General features: G+C 68.6%; 22 protein-coding genes. 15 read left to right on the plus strand and 7 right to left on the minus strand.

The window, feature by feature from the left end:
* Nucleotides 1-54: 54 nt before the first annotated feature.
* The gene (locus tag ACOGW9_RS14235; protein ID WP_419912367.1) at nucleotides 55-846 is read right to left on the minus strand and encodes a hypothetical protein; all 792 of its coding nucleotides are present in this window, start codon (nucleotides 844-846) and stop codon (nucleotides 55-57) included.
* Between the two features lie 68 nt (nucleotides 847-914).
* Nucleotides 915-2,513, minus strand: coding sequence for an acyl-CoA dehydrogenase family protein (locus ACOGW9_RS14240; protein ID WP_419912369.1), 1,599 nt, complete (start codon nucleotides 2,511-2,513; stop codon nucleotides 915-917).
* A 160-nt stretch (nucleotides 2,514-2,673) separates the two neighbouring features.
* Here ACOGW9_RS14240 and ACOGW9_RS14245 point away from each other — a divergent pair, with 160 nt between their 5' ends.
* Nucleotides 2,674-3,195 (plus strand): MaoC family dehydratase, encoded by a 522-nt coding sequence (locus ACOGW9_RS14245; protein ID WP_419912371.1) that lies wholly within the window; start codon nucleotides 2,674-2,676, stop codon nucleotides 3,193-3,195.
* Nucleotides 3,170-4,099 carry an A/G-specific adenine glycosylase gene (locus tag ACOGW9_RS14250; RefSeq protein ID WP_419912373.1) on the plus strand — a complete coding sequence of 310 codons (930 nt, stop codon included), beginning with the start codon at nucleotides 3,170-3,172 and terminating at the stop codon, nucleotides 4,097-4,099. The genes ACOGW9_RS14245 and ACOGW9_RS14250 overlap by 26 nt, the downstream gene beginning before the upstream one ends.
* Nucleotides 4,100-4,130: 31 nt before the next feature.
* Here the strand turns inward: ACOGW9_RS14250 and ACOGW9_RS14255 are convergent, their stop codons facing one another.
* Nucleotides 4,131-4,649, minus strand: coding sequence for a UGSC family (seleno)protein (locus ACOGW9_RS14255; protein WP_323672043.1), 519 nt, complete (start codon nucleotides 4,647-4,649; stop codon nucleotides 4,131-4,133).
* A gap of 73 nt (nucleotides 4,650-4,722) precedes the next feature.
* The gene (locus ACOGW9_RS14260; RefSeq protein WP_419912375.1) at nucleotides 4,723-6,231 is read right to left on the minus strand and encodes a thioredoxin family protein; all 1,509 of its coding nucleotides are present in this window, start codon (nucleotides 6,229-6,231) and stop codon (nucleotides 4,723-4,725) included.
* Between the two features lie 48 nt (nucleotides 6,232-6,279).
* Between ACOGW9_RS14260 and ACOGW9_RS14265 the strand changes: the two genes are divergently transcribed.
* Complete coding sequence (locus tag ACOGW9_RS14265; RefSeq protein ID WP_419912377.1) at nucleotides 6,280-6,774, plus strand: flavin reductase family protein; 495 nt, start codon at nucleotides 6,280-6,282, stop codon at nucleotides 6,772-6,774.
* 24 nt (nucleotides 6,775-6,798) lie between these two features.
* Nucleotides 6,799-7,173 carry a MauE/DoxX family redox-associated membrane protein gene (locus ACOGW9_RS14270; RefSeq protein WP_419912379.1) on the plus strand — a complete coding sequence of 125 codons (375 nt, stop codon included), beginning with the start codon at nucleotides 6,799-6,801 and terminating at the stop codon, nucleotides 7,171-7,173.
* Nucleotides 7,174-7,207: 34 nt separating this feature from the next.
* Here the strand turns inward: ACOGW9_RS14270 and ACOGW9_RS14275 are convergent, their stop codons facing one another.
* The gene (locus tag ACOGW9_RS14275; protein WP_419912381.1) at nucleotides 7,208-9,433 is read right to left on the minus strand and encodes a S9 family peptidase; all 2,226 of its coding nucleotides are present in this window, start codon (nucleotides 9,431-9,433) and stop codon (nucleotides 7,208-7,210) included.
* A gap of 73 nt (nucleotides 9,434-9,506) precedes the next feature.
* On the opposite strand from ACOGW9_RS14275, the gene ACOGW9_RS14280 reads away from it, so the two are divergent.
* The 11 genes from ACOGW9_RS14280 to ACOGW9_RS14330 all read left to right on the plus strand — a co-directional run bounded on the left by ACOGW9_RS14280 (nucleotide 9,507) and on the right by ACOGW9_RS14330 (nucleotide 18,441).
* On the plus strand, nucleotides 9,507-10,025 hold the full coding sequence (locus ACOGW9_RS14280) for a gamma carbonic anhydrase family protein (RefSeq protein ID WP_419912383.1): 519 nt from the start codon (nucleotides 9,507-9,509) through the stop codon (nucleotides 10,023-10,025).
* A 69-nt stretch (nucleotides 10,026-10,094) separates the two neighbouring features.
* Complete coding sequence (locus tag ACOGW9_RS14285) at nucleotides 10,095-11,000, plus strand: LLM class F420-dependent oxidoreductase (protein ID WP_419912385.1); 906 nt, start codon at nucleotides 10,095-10,097, stop codon at nucleotides 10,998-11,000.
* Nucleotides 11,001-11,057: 57 nt separating this feature from the next.
* Complete coding sequence (sufB, locus tag ACOGW9_RS14290) at nucleotides 11,058-12,470, plus strand: Fe-S cluster assembly protein SufB (RefSeq protein WP_419912387.1); 1,413 nt, start codon at nucleotides 11,058-11,060, stop codon at nucleotides 12,468-12,470.
* Nucleotides 12,470-13,543 carry an HpcH/HpaI aldolase/citrate lyase family protein gene (locus tag ACOGW9_RS14295; RefSeq protein WP_419912389.1) on the plus strand — a complete coding sequence of 358 codons (1,074 nt, stop codon included), beginning with the start codon at nucleotides 12,470-12,472 and terminating at the stop codon, nucleotides 13,541-13,543. Before sufB ends, ACOGW9_RS14295 begins: the two co-directional genes overlap by 1 nt.
* A 17-nt stretch (nucleotides 13,544-13,560) precedes the next feature.
* Nucleotides 13,561-14,436, plus strand: a complete 876-nt coding sequence (locus ACOGW9_RS14300; protein ID WP_419912391.1) for an HpcH/HpaI aldolase/citrate lyase family protein — start codon at nucleotides 13,561-13,563, stop codon at nucleotides 14,434-14,436.
* A gap of 14 nt (nucleotides 14,437-14,450) precedes the next feature.
* Nucleotides 14,451-14,864 (plus strand): hypothetical protein, encoded by a 414-nt coding sequence (locus tag ACOGW9_RS14305; protein ID WP_419855739.1) that lies wholly within the window; start codon nucleotides 14,451-14,453, stop codon nucleotides 14,862-14,864.
* Nucleotides 14,865-14,929: 65 nt separating this feature from the next.
* Nucleotides 14,930-16,180: a Fe-S cluster assembly protein SufD gene (gene sufD / locus ACOGW9_RS14310; protein WP_419912393.1), complete on the plus strand. Its 1,251-nt coding sequence runs from the start codon at nucleotides 14,930-14,932 to the stop codon at nucleotides 16,178-16,180.
* A gap of 57 nt (nucleotides 16,181-16,237) precedes the next feature.
* Nucleotides 16,238-16,570: a non-heme iron oxygenase ferredoxin subunit gene (locus ACOGW9_RS14315; protein WP_419912396.1), complete on the plus strand. Its 333-nt coding sequence runs from the start codon at nucleotides 16,238-16,240 to the stop codon at nucleotides 16,568-16,570.
* Nucleotides 16,567-17,466 (plus strand): Fe-S cluster assembly ATPase SufC, encoded by a 900-nt coding sequence (gene sufC / locus ACOGW9_RS14320; protein ID WP_419912398.1) that lies wholly within the window; start codon nucleotides 16,567-16,569, stop codon nucleotides 17,464-17,466. Before ACOGW9_RS14315 ends, sufC begins: the two co-directional genes overlap by 4 nt.
* A 113-nt stretch (nucleotides 17,467-17,579) precedes the next feature.
* On the plus strand, nucleotides 17,580-17,876 hold the full coding sequence (locus ACOGW9_RS14325) for a 4a-hydroxytetrahydrobiopterin dehydratase (protein WP_419912400.1): 297 nt from the start codon (nucleotides 17,580-17,582) through the stop codon (nucleotides 17,874-17,876).
* A gap of 10 nt (nucleotides 17,877-17,886) precedes the next feature.
* Nucleotides 17,887-18,441, plus strand: a complete 555-nt coding sequence (locus tag ACOGW9_RS14330; protein ID WP_419912402.1) for an NUDIX domain-containing protein — start codon at nucleotides 17,887-17,889, stop codon at nucleotides 18,439-18,441.
* Nucleotides 18,442-18,464: 23 nt separating this feature from the next.
* On the opposite strand, the gene ACOGW9_RS14335 is transcribed toward ACOGW9_RS14330, so the two are convergent.
* Nucleotides 18,465-19,622, minus strand: coding sequence for a hypothetical protein (locus ACOGW9_RS14335; RefSeq protein ID WP_419912404.1), 1,158 nt, complete (start codon nucleotides 19,620-19,622; stop codon nucleotides 18,465-18,467).
* A 184-nt stretch (nucleotides 19,623-19,806) separates the two neighbouring features.
* Nucleotides 19,807-20,307 carry a Fe-S cluster assembly sulfur transfer protein SufU gene (sufU, locus tag ACOGW9_RS14340; RefSeq protein ID WP_419912406.1) on the minus strand — a complete coding sequence of 167 codons (501 nt, stop codon included), beginning with the start codon at nucleotides 20,305-20,307 and terminating at the stop codon, nucleotides 19,807-19,809.
* Nucleotides 20,308-20,319 lie beyond the last annotated feature (12 nt).

Consider the following 20,319-nt stretch of genomic DNA (forward strand, 5'->3'; position numbering starts at 1 on the left):
CTCCGCGACGGCGTGACCACGGCTTAGGAGGCTCGATGTGCCCGAGCGCGTGTGTCAGATCGGGGGGCGCAGCAGTTCGGCGGCGAGGGGGCAGTCCGCCCGCTGCCAGCCGGCGGCCGGCTCGATGCCGCCCGGGCCGACGACCTGGCTGAACAGGCCGAGCGGCACGACCTCCTCGTCGCAGTCCCACGGCTCGTCGGCAACCGAGGCGGCAGCGGCGTCGAAGAACTGCTGGGGCAGCGCCCGTCCCCATCCGACGACGCACCAGACCTCGGTGCTCGAGGTGTACCCGACTGCCGCGGCGGCATGGGAGCCGCCTGCTGCGATCACGGCATCAGGCCCCGCGGCGGCAGCTTCCACCAGGATCACATCGGCGTTCGAGCATGCCGCGGCCAAGCCCGCGAGGGGCACGTCAGTCACCTCGCAGCCGTTGCCCGCCAGCCTCCGGGCCAGGCCCGCCCCCTCGCCGAAGGCATCGATGATGCGCACGTCGATGTCGGAGCGGCGTCCGAGGCCGTCGGCTGCTATGTCGGGCCAGCCCAGCAGGCACACCGCGGCACCGTCGGGCAGTGCATCTGCGGCGTGATCCGCGGTGGCCTCAGCGCGCATCTCGGATGCGAACTCCTGCGCCGCCCGGTAGGGCTGCGCCGAGGTGCACACCCGGGCCGCCATCGACCACAGCGCGCCGGCGATCGGGTACTTGTCGAGGATCCGGCGGCACACCGTGACCAGCTCCAGCGGGTCCGACGCGAGCGCGCCCAGCGCCGATGCGGCCTCGCGTACCAGCACGTCCTGGGACAGGTCGCCCGCACGCGCCACATAGCGCAGGTGTTCCATCGGGTGCACGCGCCGAAGCTATCCCGTGCGGGTGAACTGATTCGCTGCGGGCGCGAGAGGGCGCTCCGCGGCGCTGCTCAGGCGCTCTGTGTCTGCAGCCGGCGCGCGATCACCTTGAGGCACAGCGTCTCATCGGCGCCCTCGAAGATCGACAGCACCCGGGCATCCACGAACAGCCGGCTCACCGTGTATTCCTCGGCGAAGCCGAAGCCGCCGTGAAGCTGCTGCGCCTCGCGGGTCACCCACTCGGCCGCCTTGCAGACATATGCCTTGATCATCGACGCCTCGAGCGCGCCGCCGCCTCGAGCCATCATGCGGGCCACCTCGTAGCTGTACTGGCGGGCGGCGGCGATGATCGCCGCCATGCGGCCCAGCTTCGCCTGCGTCAGCTGGTACTCGGCGATCGGCTGGCCGAACACCTTGCGCTCGTCGGCATAGGTGCGGGCCTCGTCGTAGGCCGCCTGCATCACGCCCACCGCCCGGGCCGCCGTCTGCAGCCGCCCGTTCTCGAATCCGGCCATCTGCAGGTAGAAGCCCTGCCCGATCCCGTCGCCGCCGCCGATGAGGTTCTCTGCGGGCACGAACCAGTCGTCGAATGCGATCTCGAAGCTGTGCATGCCCCGGTAGCCCAGTGTGGCGATGGCCCGCCCCTCGATAGTTCCGCCCCGCTCGTCGGTGAACTGGAAGTCGTGGCCCTCCGACTGCGGCTTCGGCACGATGAACAGACTGAGGCCCCTGTGGGCTTTGCGCCGGTCGGGATCGGTGCGGGCCAGCAGCATCAGCACGTCGGCCCGGCCAGCGAAGGTGCACCACGTCTTGGTGCCTGAAATCAGCCAGCCGCCCTCGGTGGGCGAAGCCGACACCACCAGGTTGGCCACGTCGCTGCCGTAGTCGGGCTCGGTGACGGCGACCGCCACCATGGTCTCGCCGGTGGCGATCTGAGGGAACCAGTGCTTCTTCTGCTCCTCGGTGCCGCCCCGCTCCAGCGCCCGGGTGAGGATCTCGGGCCGGGTGATGAGCGAGCCGCCCGCACCCAGCGACGCCCGCGACAGCTCCTCAGTGGCGATGACCATGCCTAGGTAGTCGCTCTCGGAACCGGAGGCGAACCCGCCGTATTCCTCGGGCACCGACAGGCCGAAGCAGCCCAGCTCAGCGAGCCCGCCGATGATGTCTTCGGGGATGTCGGTGTCGCCCCGGTGGATGTGCTCGGCGGCGGGGGCGATCTTGTCCTCGCCGAAGCGGCGGAAGGTCTCCGCCACGAGCTCGAAGTCGTCGTCGAGGTGGCTGGGTGCGTCGAGGCCGGCCAGCGTGGCCACGTAGGCCGGGTCGCGGTAGGCGGCTACGAAGTCGCGAGCGCCGTCGAGGGCGCCGGGCGCGAGACCCCACTGGGCTTCGCGGGCGAACAGCCGGGCGTGGAACTCGCCAAGAGCGTCGGCGATGAACCCGCAGGCGAGACGGGCTTCAGCGACGCCCAGCGCACCCCAGCCGACGAGCGAGTCGCAGATGCGCAGCGCCGAGGCGGTGTGCGCCAGGTCGTACAGGAAGCACTGGTGGTCGTCGCCCATGCCGACCGCATGGCTGCACGCACGGCTCAATGCGGCGTTGCCCACAGCCAGCGCATCGGCCGCCGCGTGCATATCCGGCTCGGTCACAGCAAGGCCAGCATCGGCAGTCATGTCGTCCCCGTCGTCGTCACAGCCGCACAGGCTAAAGCCCGCTCCTGCGCGCGGCCCGGGCAGTGACGGGGCTGGGTCCGGTCAGCGAGGACGCTTCGCCGTACGATGGCCCGACCCCTGCACCAACACCACTGCTCGTGACCACCGCACGGAGGTTCCTGTGACCGTCCATGACCGCCCGTTCGGGCGCTACTTCGAGGACTTCGAGATCGGCGACGTGTACCGGCACTGGCCGGGCAAGACCATCACTGAGGCCGACGATCACCTCTTCTGCATGATCACGATGAACCATCACCCGCTGCACACCAACGAGTGGTTCGCTCAGCACGAGACCGTGCACGGCAAGAACGTGGTGGTGGGCAATCTCGTGTACTCGCTGGTGCTGGGCATGAGCGTGCCCGACGTGAGCGGCGCGGCCATTGCAAACCTCGAGGTTGAGACGCTGACCCACTCCCGTCCGACGTTCCACGGCGACACGATCTACGCCGTCACCAAGGTGCTCGACAAGCGTGAGTCTGGCTCGCGGCCCGACCGGGGCGTGGTGACCGTGGAGACCCGGGCGTTCAACCAGCGCTCCGAAGAGGTGTGCTACTTCCGCCGCAAGGTCATGATCTGGAAGCGGGAAGCTGGGCCCGAGCGCCGCTTCCCCTACAGCGATGAGGCAGCCTTCGGCGAGGGCTGATCGCTTGCCCCACACTGAGTCGGATGCGCGTGGCTTGCGCCACGCCGAACTAATCGGGTGGTGGCAGGCCGAGCGGCGAGATCTGCCGTGGCGGCGCACCCGTGACCCGTGGCTTGTGCTGGTCTCGGAGGTCATGCTGCAGCAGACCCAGGTGGAGCGGGCGCTGCCGTACTTCGAGGCGTTTGCCGAACGCTGGCCGACGCCGGCGCAGTGCGCGGCAGCGGAGTTGGCCGATGTGCTGGCTGCCTGGCAGGGACTGGGTTATCCCCGGCGCGCTCGCAATCTCTGGCGGACGGCGACCTTCATCACCGAGCGGCATGGGGGCGGAGTGCCTGCCGATCTCGACGACCTGCTGGCGCTGCCCGGCGTGGGGCCGTATACGGCACGTGCAGTGCAGGCCTTCGCCTTCGGCATCGACACCGGCGTAGTGGATACCAACGTGGGCCGCATCCTGGCCCGCTGGATGGGTCGCCGGCTGAGCCCTAGGGAGGCCCAGCGCACAGCCGATGAACTGGTGCCTGCGGGGGAGAGCTGGGCATGGAACCAGGCCATGATGGACCTCGGTGCCCAGGTTTGCACCAAGCGCGATCCGAGCTGCGGCCGATGCCCTGCTCAGCCGTGGTGCGCGTGGGGGAACATGGTCTTGGGCTCGGAGCCCTCGGGCCAGCTGGATCCGGCCGACGGCAGCGCCGGGGTCAGCACGCGTCAGGCCCCATTCGAAGGAAGCGACCGCCAGGCTCGGGGCCGTCTGCTGGCCGCGCTGTCAGATGGCCCGCTTCCGACGGAACGGGCTGCTGCCGAGATGGGGCTCGAACACGACGAAGCACGCGCTCGACGGCTCGTCGCCGAGTTGATTGGCGAGGATTTGGTCAGCGCCGCGGGCAGCCAGCTTCGCTTGGGCTAAGCAGCCACGCTGTGCTTGTTTGGCTCGTAGCTCAAGCAGCTACGAGCTGCTCGATCAGCTCGTCGAAGGCCTTGTCGGCGATGGCGACCATCTCGTCGTCGGTGCGGTCCTGGATGGGATGCTCCACCCACACGGCCGCCGGATCGAAGCCGAGCGCCTTGCCCTGCACCTCGGCCCCGTCGACGAACTGGACGGTGGCGACGAACACCGACGGGATGCCGCGGCGTTCTAGATCAGCGATGTCGTGCACACTGCACGACGTGCAGCTGCCTCAATCGGCTAGCGCTTCGATCACCACGTCGCACTTGGTGGCGATCTCGTGGCGCAGGTCGACTGGGGCTGGCTTGGTGAACGTGGGCTTGGAGTAGCGCTCGACGCGTAGGCCCCGCTCTGTCAGCCGTTCCTCGAGCCGGTTCAGGAAGCGGTCGCCGCGGGGCTTGCTGATGTCCAGCAGGCCCACGGTGAGGCCGTCCAGCGAATCGGGCCGGGTGACCCGTTCACGATGGGCGGGTGCCGCTTCGTTCGTCGGGTCCAAGACGACAGTGCTCATGTGGTCCCCCCTGTGTTGGATCCGGTGGGCACGTCCTCATCGACTGTAGCCGCCCGGTGTCCAGGTGGCCCTGCTAGCGCCAGGGATCGATCCCGACGCACACGGGCTGAGCGCCGACCTCGCCGTTCACCCAGCCGCCGATGACTGCCGAGAACAGCCCTGCGCCGCCGCCGCAGTGCACCAGGTGCAGGCCGCCCTCACGGAACTTCGGCAGGTCGGCCTCGGCCAGGAATTCGGGGACCCCTTCGGCGATGCCGTCGGCGCCGCGCACCAGCTCCGAGCCGGGGCGGGTCGTCAGCTCGTTGATGCGCTCGGCAGTCTGCTGGCGTGTCCAGCCGCTGTCGATGAACACGCGGGAATGATCCGGCGCCACCGCCAGGATCGCATCGAAGCCCAGCACCAGCTTCGGGTGATGGATCGCATTGAGCGACGCAGCCAGGGTGCGGGCCAGCGACTCGGGATCGCGGGAGAGCTGGTCGACCACCGAGCGGGGCGCCTCGCCCGGGAAGGCCGTCACAGCGTTAGTGCCGGCCTCGAAGCCGAAGTCGGTGCACAGCGGGTCCCAGCCGGCACCGCCGCCTTCTTCCGACGCCTCATCCCCGCCTTCGATCTCAGCGAAGCAAAAGCCCACCTTGCCGGGCTGGCCGAGCGCCGCCCGGTCCACTTCGCCGGGGCGTCCGCCGCCCACGTTGCGGACGATGAGCTGCACCGCCCGCCCGATCGTGCTGTTGGCCCGGTTGCCTTGGCCGAACACATTGATCCCGTTGTTCATGCCGATCTGGCGGGCGATCGGTCCGTTCACGATGAACACCGGCCCGACCGGCATTGTCGTGGCGAGCATCCCGTGCATGTTGAACGTGTCATTGCACACGGCGGTCAGCGCAGCGAGCACCACCGGGAAGTACTCGGGCCGGCAGCCGGCCATGACAGCGTTCACTGCGGCCTTCTCGACGGTGCAGTCGGCAAGATCGGGCGCGACATTGGCCATCACCTCGTCGGCGGCACGCGACGTTCCCGCCAGCATCGCTGCGACTCGCTCAACGGTCGGTGGCACCAGCGGCAGGCCGTCCGACCATCCCCGGTCGAACATCGCCTCGTGGAGGTCTTCCTGGCTGCCGAACTCGACGCGGCGAGCGCTCAGGCCCGAGCCGCCGAAGCGAGCCTCCAGGGCGTCGACGTGGGCCGGATCGACCGACAGCGAACCGCAGCCGGGACGATGTTCGGGCAGACCGGCACCCAAGCTGCCGAGTCCGCTGAACGATTCCCACTCGGGTCGCGACCAGCCGACGATGCGTCCGGTCTCGGCACCGTCGGCGAACCGCATCAGCGTCGGCACGGTCTCGATGTCGTGATGCCATGAGAAGCCAAGGTCGGCGTCGTGCACTCTGGCTGCGACCGCCTCGGGAAAGGCGGGATCGTCCTGGGTGAACACCGTCAGCGAGCCGCGGGATTCGATGTCTGCCAGCACCGGCCCGATGAGTTCGCACGTCGGGCAGTCCCGCTTCACGATGGCCACCAGACCGTCGCCTGGCACCTCCGCCACCGCGTTGTCGGCTTGGTTCTCGTCTGCGCTCGAAGCCATGGCGGGAGGCTACGTCGCGCACCTGGCGGCGTGTCTAGGGTTGGCGCCGTGACTGACGCGAGCGACCAGCCCTCCATAGACAGCAGGCTCTTTCGGGATGTGCTCGGGCACTTCCCGACCGGCGTCACCGCCGTCACCGCCGTGAACGAGGGTCGGCCGGTCGGCATGGCCATCGGTTCGTTCACTTCGGTGTCGCTCGAGCCGCCGCTCGTGGCGTTCCTGCCCACCAAGGACTCGTCGTCGTGGGGCGATATCCGTACAGCGGGCAGCTTCTGCGTGAACATCATGGCCCAGGACCAGATGGCCACTTGCGGCGTGATGGCCAGCCGGGCCGATGACAAGTTCGCCGACGTCGAGTGGCGGCCGGGACCGACCGGCGCCCCGATCATCGAGGGCTCGATCGCCTACATCGACTGCACGATCGAAGCCGTGTACGACGGCGGCGATCACGACATCGTCGTCGGGCGGGTGGTCGAGCTCGAAGTGCTCGACGCGAAGGATCCCCTGCTGTTCTGGAAGGGTGGCTACGGCACCTTTGCGTGACGTCCGGCTGATGAGCGGGCTGCGGTGATCGGCACCGTCGCACGCATCGCGCTGGGTGTGCTGTTCCTGGCGTCGGGCGCGCTGAAGCTGAGCGATCCGTCGTGGCCTGGCGCGGCCCGGGCGATGGGCGCTCCCCGGTGGACGGTCCCGTTGTTTGGCCCAGTCGAGATCGTGCTCGGGGCAGGCTTGGCGGCTGGCGTTGCCAAGCCGTGGCCGGCGTGGCTGGCGTTGATGCTGCTAGCGGCATTCAGCGCGGCACTGGCGCGGATGCTGCGACGCCCGCGTGAAGAGCGGCCCGCGTGTGCGTGCTTCGGCCGCTGGTCGGCGAAGCCTGTGGGCGCTAGCTCGCTGTTGCGCAACGGATTGCTGGAGGCACTTGCCGTGCTGGCGCTCTTCTAGGCCGCTCACGGCACCCGTGCCGTCTGCGCGTGGCTCACGCCACGCCGAGCACGTCGCAGATGAACGCCAGGATGAACGCTTCATCGCGCCAGGCGTCGTAGCGGCCTGAGGGTCCGCCATGGCCGGCACCCATCTCGGTGCGCAGCAGGATCGGCTTGGTCGAGGTGGTGGTCTCCCGTAGCTTGGCCACCCACTTTGCGGGCTCCCAGTACTGCACCCGCGGGTCGGTCAGGCCTGCAGTGACCAGCAGGGCAGGGTGGTCGGCCGCCTCGACGTTCTCGTACGGCGCATACGACCGGATCGTCTCGAACGCCACCGGGTCGTTCGGGTCGCCCCACTCGTCGTACTCGGTAACTGTCAGGGGGATGGCTGGGTCGAGCATTGTGTTCAGCACATCCACGAAGGGCACTTCGGCCACGATGCCGCAGAACAGCTCAGGATGGCGGTTCACCATTGCCCCCATCAGCAGGCCGCCGGCGCTGCCTCCCCGCGCGCAGATCCGCTGCGGGTCCGCCCATCTCTTCGAGGCCAGGTGCGCGGCGCAGGCGGCAAAGTCATCGAACGTGTTGTGCTTGCTGGCCAGCTTGCCGCCCTCGTACCAGGCCCGCCCCAACTCGCCGCCGCCGCGCACGTGAGCGATGGCAAACAGCACTCCGCGGTCCAGCAGCGACAGCCGGACCGTCGAGAACGACGCCGGCATGCCGATCTCGTAAGCCCCATAGCCGTACAGCAGGCAGGGCGCTGGCCAGCTGATTTCGCCCGGCTTCCACACCAGGCTGATCGGCACCGCCGTGCCGTCGGGCGCCGTGGCAGAGATGCGCTCGGTCGTGTAGGCGCTCAAGTCGACATCGCCGAGCACTGGCAGCTGGTCGAGCAACTCCCGCTCGCCGCTGTCGAGGTCCAGCTCGAAGATCGACGGCGGCGTCACCATCGAGGTGTAGCCGAAGCGGTAGCGCCGGGTGTCGAACTCGGCATTCGCCCCGCCGCCCGCCTCATAAACCGGCTCTGGCATCTCGATCTCAAATGCAGGGCCAAGCTCGCCCGGGTTCGCATCGCCGCGTCCGTCGGTGCCGGTACCTGAAGTGCCGACACCGGCACCGTTCGGGCTCAACCCGCTCGGCTGGGCATCGCGAGTGTCATGAACCCGCAGCCGGACCAGACCGTGCTGGCGCTCGTGAACAACCACGAAGTCCTGGAAGCAGTCCAAGCCGTCGATGCGGATGCCTTCGCGCGCGCCGATCAGCTCACGCCATGTATTGCCTTCGCCCGGGGTATCGCTTCTGGCCGGTTCGTCGTCGGTGTCAGGGGACTCGCCCGTAGCCGGTACATCGCTTGCACTGGGCACGGGGGCCTCGACCAGCCGGAAATCCAGCGCTCCGTCGTTGGTGACGATGAGCAGCCGCTCGCCCTGGTGATCGACGCCGTATTCGATGCCCTCGGTGCGTGCCCGCGCTACCAGCGGCTCGGCATCAGGCCGGTCGGCATCCACCAGGCGGTGCTCGGAGGTGATCTTCGACTGCGAGCCGATCACCACGAAGCGCTCGCTGCTGGTGGCCCCCACGCCCACCCAGAACCGCTCGTCGTCGTCCCGGTAGACCTCGACGTCGCCGGCGGGATCAGTGCTCACGACGTGGCGGATCACCCGGTTGGGACGCTGGGCGTCGTCGGTGCGAACGGCGAACAGCGTCGAGTTGTCGTTCGCCCACACCAACCCGTAGCTGAGCTCGCTCAGCCCGCACGTCGGTGCGGGTACGTCGGGGCCGTCCAGCACCTGGCCGGTCGCGATGTCGACGACCGTCAGCGTGTACTTCTCGTCGCCGTCGGTGTCGGTGGTGTAGGCGAGTAGGCGGTGATCGGGGCTGACCGCCAGGTCGCCCACGGCGAAGTACTCGTGGCCCTCGGCCAGCTCGTTCTCGTCGAGCAGCACCGTCTCGTCATCGTCGGTGCCGCCCCGGGGGCGCCGCACGTGGATGACGTACTGCAGGCCCTCCACCGTGCGGGCCCGGTACTCCCAGTCGTCCTTCGGCGTCGGCAGCGACTGGTGGGTCTCCTTGGTGCGAGCCTTGATCTCGCCGAAGATCTGCTCGCGCAGATCTGCCAGGTGAGCAGTCGCGGCTTCCGCATAGACATTCTCTGCCTCGAGGTACCCCCGCACCGCGGGGTCGTCCCGATCACGCAGCCAGTGCCAAGGATCGTCGGTCTCGGTGCCGTGAATCCGCCGCACATGCGGCCGCTGCGGTGCCACCGGAGCTTGCGTCATGGAGCTCGCACCGTAGCGCCCGAGCTGCGTCGATCACTCCGTCAATTCGGAGGCTGACCACTAGCGTGGCGGCGTGCCGATATACGCGCTTGGCGGCTACGAGCCCGACATCCATCCCGACGCCTTCGTGATGCCTGAGGCGATCATCATCGGGCGGGTGACGATCGGCCCGGAGGCGTCGATCTGGTCGGGCGCGGTGCTGCGCGGCGACGACAACGACATCTTCGTCGGCGGAGGAACTTCCATTCAGGACAACGCCGTGCTGCACGTGACCCCCGAATGGTCGACCACCGTGGGGGAGCGCTGCACCATCGGCCACCTGGCCCACATCGAGGGCGGCGTGGTGCACGACGAGGCCTTGGTGGGCACCGGCGCAATCGTGCTGCACGACGCCGAGATCGGCGAGCGAGCGCTGGTGGGCGCCGGGGCCGTCGTGCCGGGCGGCATGAAGGTCCCGCCGGGCACCATCGCGGTGGGCACGCCCGCCAAGGTCCGCGAAGGTGTCGACACCGAGCCGCTGATCATGCCCGGCGTGCAGAACTACCTCGACCGCCGCGTCCGCTACATGGGCGAACTCCGCCGCCTCGACTGATACCGCGCTTCGCTTCGCCCCGGTCGACACCCTGACGCGCCGCAAGCTGCGGCGGTAGCGTCACGACCCATGAGCATGGGAAGCATCGACTTGGGACGCATCGGCATCTGGACGGGGGTGCTCGACGCACTGCCGTCCGCGCAGGGCGTGGAGTTCGTGGCCGAGGCCGAAGAACTGGGCTACGGGGCGTTCTGGATCCCCGAGGCCGTCGGGCGTGACCCGTTCGTGGCCGCCGCCCGGCTGCTGGAGGGCACCAGCACCATCAAGATCGCCACCGGCATCGCCAACATCTACGCCCGCGACCCCATGACGATGGCCAACACCCTGCGCACCATCGACGAAGCCCACCCGGGACGCTTCCTGCTGGGCCTCGGCGTCAGCCACCACCATCTCGTCGAGTACATCCGCAAGCACGACTACTCCAAGCCGCTCAGCTACATGCGCGAGTACCTCGAGCGCATGGGCAAGGCCCGGTTCATGGCACACGGCCCCCAGGAGCTGCCCGAGATCGTGCTGGCGGCGCTCGGCCCGAAGATGCTCGAGCTGTCGGCCACCGCAACCGCCGGCGCCCACCCCTACTTCGTGCCGCCCGAGCACACGGCGGTAGCCCGCGACACCATGGGGCCCGACGCAGCGCTGTACCCCGAGCAGATGGCGATTCTCGACACGAACGCCGACTCGGCCCGTGCGCTGGCCCGCAAGAACATGGCGATCTACCTGGGCCTGCCGAACTACGCCAACAACCTGCTGCGGCTGGGCTTCACCCAGGCCGACATCGACGGCGGCCCCGACGGCGGACCGTCCGACAAGCTGGTCGACGCCATCGTGGCCTGGGGCACCGAAGACGACGTCAAGGCCCGTGTGGACGCCCACTTCGACGCCGGCGCCGACCACGTCTGCGTGCAGATCCTGGCCGACGACCCCCAAGCAGCTTTCGACGGCTGGCGACGCCTCGCCGCCGCCCTGCTGAATTGACCGCTCCGCCCCGCCACTGCACTCCGACCCCGACGGGGGCGGCGTTAGGCTGAGGTTGTGACTGACATCGCCGAGCCAACCGTCGGAATCGACCTCGGCAAGTACAAGCTGGGGTGGAGCGACGAGGAGGACTACGTCTTCAAGCCGCGCAAGGGCTTGGACGAAGAGATCATCCGCGAGATGTCGAGTCTCAAGAACGAGCCCCAGTGGATGCTCGACTTCCGCCTGCGGGCCTACAAGACCTTCCTGCGCAAGCCCATGCCCAACTGGGGCGGCGACATGTCGGAGATCTACTTCGACGACATCTACTACTACATCAAGCCCACCGAGGGTCAGGTCGACGCCTGGGAAGAGCTGCCCGACTCGGTCAAGGACACCTACGAGAAGCTGGGCATCCCCGAGGCCGAGCGCAAGTACCTCGCCGGGGTCACCGCCCAGTACGAGTCGGAAGTGGTGTACCACCGCAACCGGGAAGACCTCGAGGCCCAGGGCGTGCTGTTCAGCGACATGGACTCCGCCGTCAAGGACTACCCCGAGATCGTGCAGCGCTACTTCGGCACGATCATCCCCCCGGGCGACAACAAGTTCGCAGCGCTGAACTCGGCCGTGTGGTCGGGCGGGTCGTTCATCTACGTGCCGCCCGGCGTCGAGGTGGAGATGCCGCTGCAGGCCTACTTCCGCATCAACGCCGAGAACATGGGCCAGTTCGAGCGGACGCTGATCATCGCCGACGAAGGCGCCACGGTGCACTACATCGAGGGCTGCTCGGCGCCGGTGTACACCACCGACTCGCTGCACTCGGCCGTGGTCGAGCTGGTGGCACTGCCGGGCGGGCGCATCACCTACACCACCATCCAGAACTGGTCGAACAACGTGTTCAACCTGGTCACCAAGCGGGCCGCCGCCTACGACGAGGCCCACGTGGAATGGATCGACGGCAACATCGGTTCCCGGCTCACTATGAAGTACCCGGCCGTGTACCTGATGGGTCCCAAGGCCTCGGGCGAGGTGCTGTCGGTGGCGTACGCCGGCAACGGCCAGCACCAGGACGCCGGAGCCAAGATGGTGCACGCAGCGCCCGAGACCACCTCCAAGATCGTGTCGAAGTCGATCTCGAAGGACGGCGGGCGCACCACCTACCGCGGCCTCGTGCGGGTGGAAGACGGCATGAGCGGCTGCCGCAGCCACGTGCAGTGCGATGCGCTGCTGCTCGACCAGGACAGCCGCTCAGACACCTACCCGTACCAGGAGATCGGTTCACGAGACGCCGAGATCGGCCACGAGGCCACGGTGTCGAAGGTGGCCGACGAGCAGCTCTTCTACCTGATGAGCCGCGGCCTGTCGGCCGAGCAGGCCATGGGCATGGTGGTGAACGGCTTCATCGAGCCCGTGACGCGCACGCTGCCGATGGAGTACGCCGTCGAATGGAGCCGGCTGATCGAGCTTCAGATGGAGGGATCGATCGGCTGATGCGCAGTCCAAAAGACTTCTTCGCCCCGCTGGCGCTCGGGGCGCCTGCTCCGCTGCGCGAGATCCCCTTCCGGCCGGCTCGCATGATCCACTTCTTCGACCCGTCGAATGATCGGATGCGGGCCAAGGTGCCCGACATCGCCCCCACGGTGGACGTGTTGCTCGGCAACCTCGAAGACGCCGTGTCGGCCGACAGCAAGGACGCCGCCCGCGCCGGGTTGATCGAGGTAGGCAAGGCGTGGGAGCGCGGCCACACCCAGCTCTGGACCAGGGTGAACAGCCTCGACTCGCCGTGGTTTCTCGACGACGTGTGGGCGCTGTGCCACGAGATCGGCGACAAGCTCGACGTGATCATGGTGCCGAAGGTGGAGGGCCCGGAGGACATCCACTACGTGGACCGGTTGCTGGCTCAGCTTGAAGCCCGGGTGGGCATCGAGCAGCCGCTGCTGGTGCACGCGATCCTCGAGACCGCCCGCGGCGTGGCCAACGTGGAGTCGATCTGCCTGGCCAGCCCTCGCATGCAGGGCCTGTCGCTCGGGCCGGCCGACCTGGCTGCCGACCGTCGCATGAAGACCACCCGGGTGGGCGGTGGGCACCCCGGCTACCTGGTGCGCACTGATCCGGTGCCCGAGGGCGACGGCGCAGACGCAGGCGACATGGCACGCACTGCCTTCCAGCAGGACCTGTGGCACTACACGCTGGCGCGCATGGTGGACGCCTGCGGCACTGCCGGGATCCTGCCCTACTACGGGCCGTTCGGCGACATCGCCGACCCCGTCGGCTGCGAGGACCAATTCCGCAACGCCTATCTGCTGGGTTGCGTGGGCGCGTGGAGCCTGCACCCCAGCCAGATCGCCATTGCCAAGCGGGTCTTCAGCCCCGAGCCCGCCGAAGTGGCGTGGGCGCAACGGGTGGTGACCGAGATGGGCGACGGCACCGGCGCCGTGATGATCGACGGCAAGATGCAGGACGATGCCACGGTGAAGCAGTGCCGGGTGGTGCTGCAGCTCGCTCGTGACCTGTCGGCGGCCGATCCTGAGCTGGCCGCCGCCTACGGGCTCGAGACCGCCTGAGAAGGTCTGGACGCCATATGAGCGCTGCTGCCGCCAGCCCCCGTCCGCGCCGATCGGTGCTCTACATGCCGGCGGCGAACGCCCGGGCGCTGGAGAAGGCCAAGAGCATCGGCGCCGACGCACTCATCTTCGATCTCGAGGATGCGGTGGCGCCCGATGCCAAGGAAGCCGCCCGCGAGGGCGCGTGCGCCGCCGCATCATCGGGCGAATACGGCTACCGCGAGCTGACCATCCGCTGCAACGGGCTCGACACCCCGTGGGGTCGCGACGACATCAGGGCCGCGGGTGCAGCAGCTCCCTCGGCCGTCGTCATCCCCAAGGTGTCGAGCGCCGCACATCTCGCTGCCGTGTCCGATCTGCTGGACACCGCGGGCGCCCCCGACTCGGTGCGCATCTGGGCCATGATCGAGACACCTGCGGGCATCGCCCATGCCCGCGAGATCGCCGGCTTCGAGCGAACCGAAGCGGTCGTCATGGGCACCAACGACATGGCCAAGGAACTGCACGCCACCATCACGCCCGACCGGGCAGCGCTGGTGCCGCACCTCGCGACATGCTTGGTGGCTGCCCGGGAGGCCGGCGTCACCGCCCTCGACGGCGTCTACAACGACATTCGCGATGCCGACGGGTTCGCGGCCGTGTGCCGCCAAGGCGCCGACCTGGGCTTCGACGGCAAGACGCTCATCCACCCCAGCCAGGTCGACCCCGCCAACGGAGCCTTCTCGCCGAGCCTCGACGAGCTCGATTTCCACCGCCAGGTGATCGAGGCATTCGAGGCGGCGGTGGCAGATGGCCGTGGGGTGGTGACCGTAGACGGCAAGATGGTTGAGAATCTTCATGTTGACGAGGCTCGGCGGGCCATAGCGCTGGCCGAGGCGATTTCGCAGCGCTGAAGGAGGCGACTGCCATGCCGATGCGGACGAACTGTCGCCACTACGAGAGCCGGTCCTACCCCAACGGCGACACCGTGCGAAAGTGCAACCTCGACTTGGCCCCCGAGGCCCCGTGGCGCTGCCCCGAAGACTGTCCGTCGTATTCGCCTCGACGGCTTGACGCCGGCTGGCAGCACGGCTCGCTGGGTGTGCGTAACTTCGCCACCGAGCCCGAAAGCATCGGCGTGGATGAATCCATCGGCGACCTTCTCGACGCTGCCGAGGACATCCTGAACGAGGCCGGTCCGCGAATCCTCGAAGAGGTTGCCGCAGAGCAGTCCCGGCGCAAGGGCATCCGCATCAGGTCCAAGAATCGCAAGGCTGCCCGCAAGGCAAAGCGTGTGAAGCGTCGTGCGGACCGCGACGATCGCAAGGACGGCGAGGTCTGAGCACGGTTCGGAGCGGGCCGCTCCGGCCCGCTAGGCCCTGACGGGCCGCCGGTAGCCTCCGCAGCGTGTTCAGCCCCGACCTCGTCGACGCGCTCGACGGTTCCGACGCGTTGGCCAAGCGGCGCCGCGCGGCAGCGGATCGGGCAGTCGCGACGGGCCAGCCGTCGTTCACCGAAGAGGTGTGGCGCTACACCCCGATCGACGATCTCGACCCAGCGCGATATGCGTTTGCCGCGCCGGGCGGCGTTGCGGGGCCCGCTGGCTTGATGAGCGGCGTCGACGACGGCGCCGCAGCGGTCGTACACATCTCCAACGGAGCGGTCGTCGATGTGTCGGTGCGGGCCGACGGCGTCCGCGTCGACACGCTCGGCAACGGAGCCGACGACCTGATCGGCACGGTGGCGCCCGAGGGGCCGGATGTGTTCGGCGACTGGAACCTCGCGCTCGCCTCGGCTCCGGTGGTGGTCAGCATCGATCCGAATGCCGTGGTCACGGAACCGATCGTGGTGCACGTCCATACCGATGTCGAGGGGCTGGCATGGTTCCCGCGGCTTGTCGTGATGGCCGGCCGCACCAGCCAGGCCACGGTGATCGAGCATCACACCGGTGGTGACGCACTGGCGCTGATCAGCCCGTTGACCGAGCTGAGCGTGGGTGATGGTGCACACCTCGGTCACGTCACGGTGCAGGAGCTGGGCGAGGCCGCCTGGCAGATCGCCAACCTCTGCTCGGACGTCGGCCGCGACGCCAATTTGCGGATCGGTCATGTGGCGATGGGCGGCGACTACGCACGGGCCCGCATCGGAACCGACATGACCGGCCGGGGCGGCCACAGCGAGATCGACGCCGTGTACTTCGGCCGTGGCACCTCCACGCTCGACTTCCGCACGTTCCAGACCCACGTCGCGCCGCACACCACATCTGCCCTGCTGTTCAAGGGGGCGGTCGATGACTACGCCCGGGCCGTCTACACCGGGCTGATCCGCATCGAAGCCGACGCCTCGAACGTCATGGCCGATCAGACCAACCGGAACCTGAAGCTGTCCCCGAATGCGTGGGCTGAGTCGGTGCCGAACCTGGAGATCGAGAACAGCGACGTGCAGTGCAGCCACGCCTCGTCGATCGGTCCGGTCGACGCCGACCAGCGCTTCTACCTTGAGAGCCGGGGCGTGCCCACCGACGTGGCCGAGGCACTTGTGGTGCGCGGGTTCTTCGACGAAGTGCTCGATGCGCTGCCGTCTGAGCAGATCTCGGCATCGGTGCGCCAGCGCATCGACGAGCTGGTGTCCGACGCCGACTTCACGGCGGCGCTGTGATGAGCTCGACCGCCATGAAGGCGGTGCGATGAGCTCGACCGCCATGGAAGCGGTGCGATGAGCACAGCTGGCGATACCCGCACTGTCGTGCTGTGCCAGCGCGACGACGTGCCCGACGGCGAGGCCCGCCGCTTCGATGTCGACGATCACCGCATCGCGCTCGCACGCATCGGCGACGACTTCTACGCCATCGGTGACCAGTGCAGCCACCAGAACTACTCGCTGGCCGACGGCTGGGTGTGGCCCGACGAGTGCGCGCTGGAATGCCCCCAGCACTCGTCGAGCTTCGACCTGCGAACGGGCCGACCGAACTGCTTCCCCGCCACCCAGCCGGTGCCGGTGTATGAGATTCGCACTGGCGACGACGGCGTGGCGGTGGTGCTGCCATGAGCGCTCCGACCGCCCAGGCCGCGCACACGCTGCGCATCGAAGGACTGCACGCATCGGCGGGCGACACCGAGATCCTCCAAGGCGTGGATCTCGAAGTGTCCTCCGGACGAGTGCACGCGGTCATGGGGCCGAACGGCTCGGGCAAGAGCACGCTCGCGCACGTCGTGATGGGACGCCCCGGCTACGAGGTCACTGCCGGATCGGTCACCCTCGACGGCGTCGACGTGCTGAGCCTAGCGCCCTGGGAGCGGGCGCAGGCCGGGCTCTTCCTGGCCATGCAGCATCCGACCGAGGTGCCCGGCGTGTCGGCTGCCCAGGCACTGGCCGAGGCGCTTGCGCTGCGGGCCGGCGACGACAGCCCGAGTGCTGAGCATCTTGAGCGCACCCGCAGCCTGCTCGAAGCCGAGGCGGCCGCTGTCGGGCTGAAGGCCGAGCTGGTGGCGCGGCCGCTGAATGTCGACATGTCGGGCGGCGAGAAGAAGCGCAACGAGACCGTGCAGCTCGCCGTGCTGCAGCCCCGCATTGCCATCCTCGACGAGATCGACAGCGGCCTCGACATCGACGCGCTGCGCGCCTGCGCCAACCGCATCGAGGCCCTCACCGAGGCGGGCTTGGGCGTGCTGGCCATCACGCACTTCACCCGCGTGCTGGAGTACCTCCGGCCCGACGAGGTCCATGTGATCGTGGATGGCCGCATCGTCGACTCAGGCGGGCCCGAGCTGGCCGAGGCGCTTGAAGCGGACGGCTACACGCCCTACCTGCCCGAAGAGCCCGATGCCGGCGTGGCAGTGTCCATCGGCGGGCTCGGCAGCGCCCCGGCTGTAGGAACGGGGGCGTCTGCTCCGGACGATCCATTTGCCGATCCCTGGGCAGACCCGCTCGACGAGTTGGGCTGAGCGCAGCTGAGTATCGCTTGGCGCCTGCCCTCGACGACCGCGCATATTGATCTTTCGATGTACGCGCCGGTTGGTGTTGACTGGGCAAGGGGAAACCTGGGGAGGGTGATCCGATGGCACGAGAGCTGTTGACGCAGGACGAACTGAGCGAACTCGCCGCCGAGCTCGGAGCCTGGGAGGTGTCGGGCAGCGAGCTGCGCCGCACCCTCCGCTTCGGGAACTTCGTGGAGGCGTTCGGCTTCATGGCCGCCGCCGCATTGGTGGCCGAGAAGATGGACCACCACCCCAACTGGTCGAACGTGTACAGCACGGTGGAGGTCGCACTGAACACGCACGACCGCGGCGGCGTGACCGAGCTGGATGCCGCTCTGGCTCGTGCGATGGACGGCCTAGCAGGCGCCGCGGGCTGACCGCCACTCGATGCGACTGCCACGCCTCCAGCGGCGCGCCAAACCGGACCGCTCCGAGCGTCCGGCGCCCGCGCCCGTCGTGGAGGGAACGGTCGAGTCGAAACCGGGCGTGCGACGGATGCTGCACCAGCTCTTCGAGTTCTGGGTGCGGCTGCGACCTGCGAGAGTCACGCTCGGCGTGCGCGGTCTGGTCGTGGACCACAAGGGCCGCGTCTGCCTGGTGCGGCACACCTACCGGGACGGCTGGTTCCTGCCCGGCGGCGGCGTCAAGACCCGCGAGGCGCTGGTGGAGGCGGTGGCGCGGGAGCTGCGCGAGGAAACCGGCGTCGTCGTGGCCGAGACGCCCCAGAACGTGCTCGGCGTGTATTCCTCACGCCACGGCAACCGCAGCGACCACATCGTGGTGTTCGTGGTGACCGACTGGCGTGTCGAGGAGTCGGTCTCGCCCGAGATCGCCGAGGTGGCCTTCTTCCCACCCGGCGAACTGCCGCCCGGCACCACGCCGGGCACCTCACGCCGCATCTCCGAATGGATGACAGGAGTCCCCCCCGGCCACCGCTGGTAGCGCCGTTGGCCTCCGCCGGACTGCTAGAGGCGGGGGGTGCGGGGTGGGTGGCCCATGAGGATGCGGCCGTAGGCCTCAAGGGCCGGGTCGAGGGCCGTGATGGCGTGCATGTTGATGGCTTGCAGATCGGCTTGGAGGCGGCCGATCCGGTTGGAGTCGCGCACGCCGCGGCCTCCGGTGGCGAGGTAGAGCGTCTGGACGGCTTCGAGGCAGCGGCGGACGGCGTATGCGCAGTCGAGCCGGACCCTCGCCCGCAGCGACAGCTCCAGGGCCTCATCTTTGAGCGCAGCGTCGATGAGCAGCTCTGCAGTGCGGCGCATCAGCAGCTCGCCCTGGTCGACGAGCGCGTGGGCTTCGGCGAACTGGCGGTGTGTGAGCGGCCAGTCGGTCTGCAGCACGTCGACATGGCTGATGACCTTGCCGTCGACCTCTTCGGCGAATGCGGACAGTGACGCGCGTGCAGCGCCCAGGGCCGGCGGCACCAGCGCATAGGCCAGCGTCGGCATGAGCGAGCTGCGCTGGATCCAGCCGACGTTGCGGGCCATGCCAGGCGTTTCGCCTGACGCCAGCACGTCACCGCGGATGAACCGGTGCTCGGGTACAAATGCGTCCTTCACCACGAGGCTGCTGCTGCCGGTGGCCCGCAGCCCGTTGGCGTGCCAGTCGTCGAGCGCTGAGACATCCTCGGCCGGCAGCACGAACATGCCCGAGACCTGCCCGTCGCCGTCGGGGGATGGGAAGTGGCCTCCCAGGATGACCCAGCCGGCGTGATCGATGCCCGAGCCGAACGGCCAGAAGCCGCTCAGCATCCAGCCGCCGTCGACGGGGGTGGCGTCGCCCCGGTCGACCAGCACACCGGCCACGTAGATGTCGGGCCCGTTGCCGTAGATCTCTTCCTGGCACTCATCGGGCCAGTGGCCCACCAGCCAGGCGTGCGCGTTGCCGACGCATGAGTGCCACGCCGTTGACGGGCAGCCTTCAGCGAGCGCCGCATTCGCTTCGAGGTAGGTGATCCAATCGAGCTCCTGGCCGCCGTTGGCGCTCGGCTGGCCGATCGTCAGCAGCTCGGCGCCCCGCAGAGCGTCGATGACGTCGGGTTCCACCCGACGAGCCCACGGGTCGGCCGCCGCGCGCAGCCAGTTTCGGGGCGAGCTGGCGCGCCCGCTCGACGAGTTCGGCACGTCGGCCAGCCTCCTCAGCCACGGCAGACCACTGCAACAGAGGTTGTTCGGCTGCCTGATCGAGCCATAGGCCATGCCTTCCCTCGCGACCGGATTCGATATTCGTATCGGCCTAGCAAGTGTTGCCGATCAGATTGAGCCGATGCAGCGCAGCAGTCAGCGGATCAGCCGCAGCTTCCCGATGTCAACTTGCTTCGACCGTCTCGTCGAGGCCGGTGGCGAGCGCGTTCCAGCCGAGGGTGGCGCACTTGATGCGCACGGGGAACTTCACCACGCCCCGCAAGGCCTCCAGATCGCCTAGCCGCAGAGCGCCGTCGGTCGAGCCGTCTGACTCACCGGCTCCGTCGAGCGCTTCGCTGCCGTCGCCGCCGATCGATTCCTCGTGGATCGACATCATGGCCTTGAAGGACCGCGTCAGATCGCGGATCTCATCGATGGTCTTGCCGATCACCGCAGCGGACATCATCGACGCCGAGGCCTGGCTGATCGAGCAGCCGTACCCGCCGACACGCAGGTCGGTCACCACGTCGCCGTCCATCTCGAAGGTCAGCACCACCTCGTCGCCGCACAGCGGGTTGAAGCCCTCGCTGCGGCGTGCCGGCGGGCATTCGAGCTGGCCGCGATTGCGCGGGTTCCGGTAATGGTCGAGGATGATCTCCCGGTACAGATCTTCGAGCCCAGCCATTGGATCCTGTCT

It is taken from the genome of Candidatus Poriferisodalis sp., assembly GCF_965203655.1.
Classification (GTDB): Bacteria; Actinomycetota; Acidimicrobiia; order Acidimicrobiales; family Poriferisodalaceae; genus Poriferisodalis.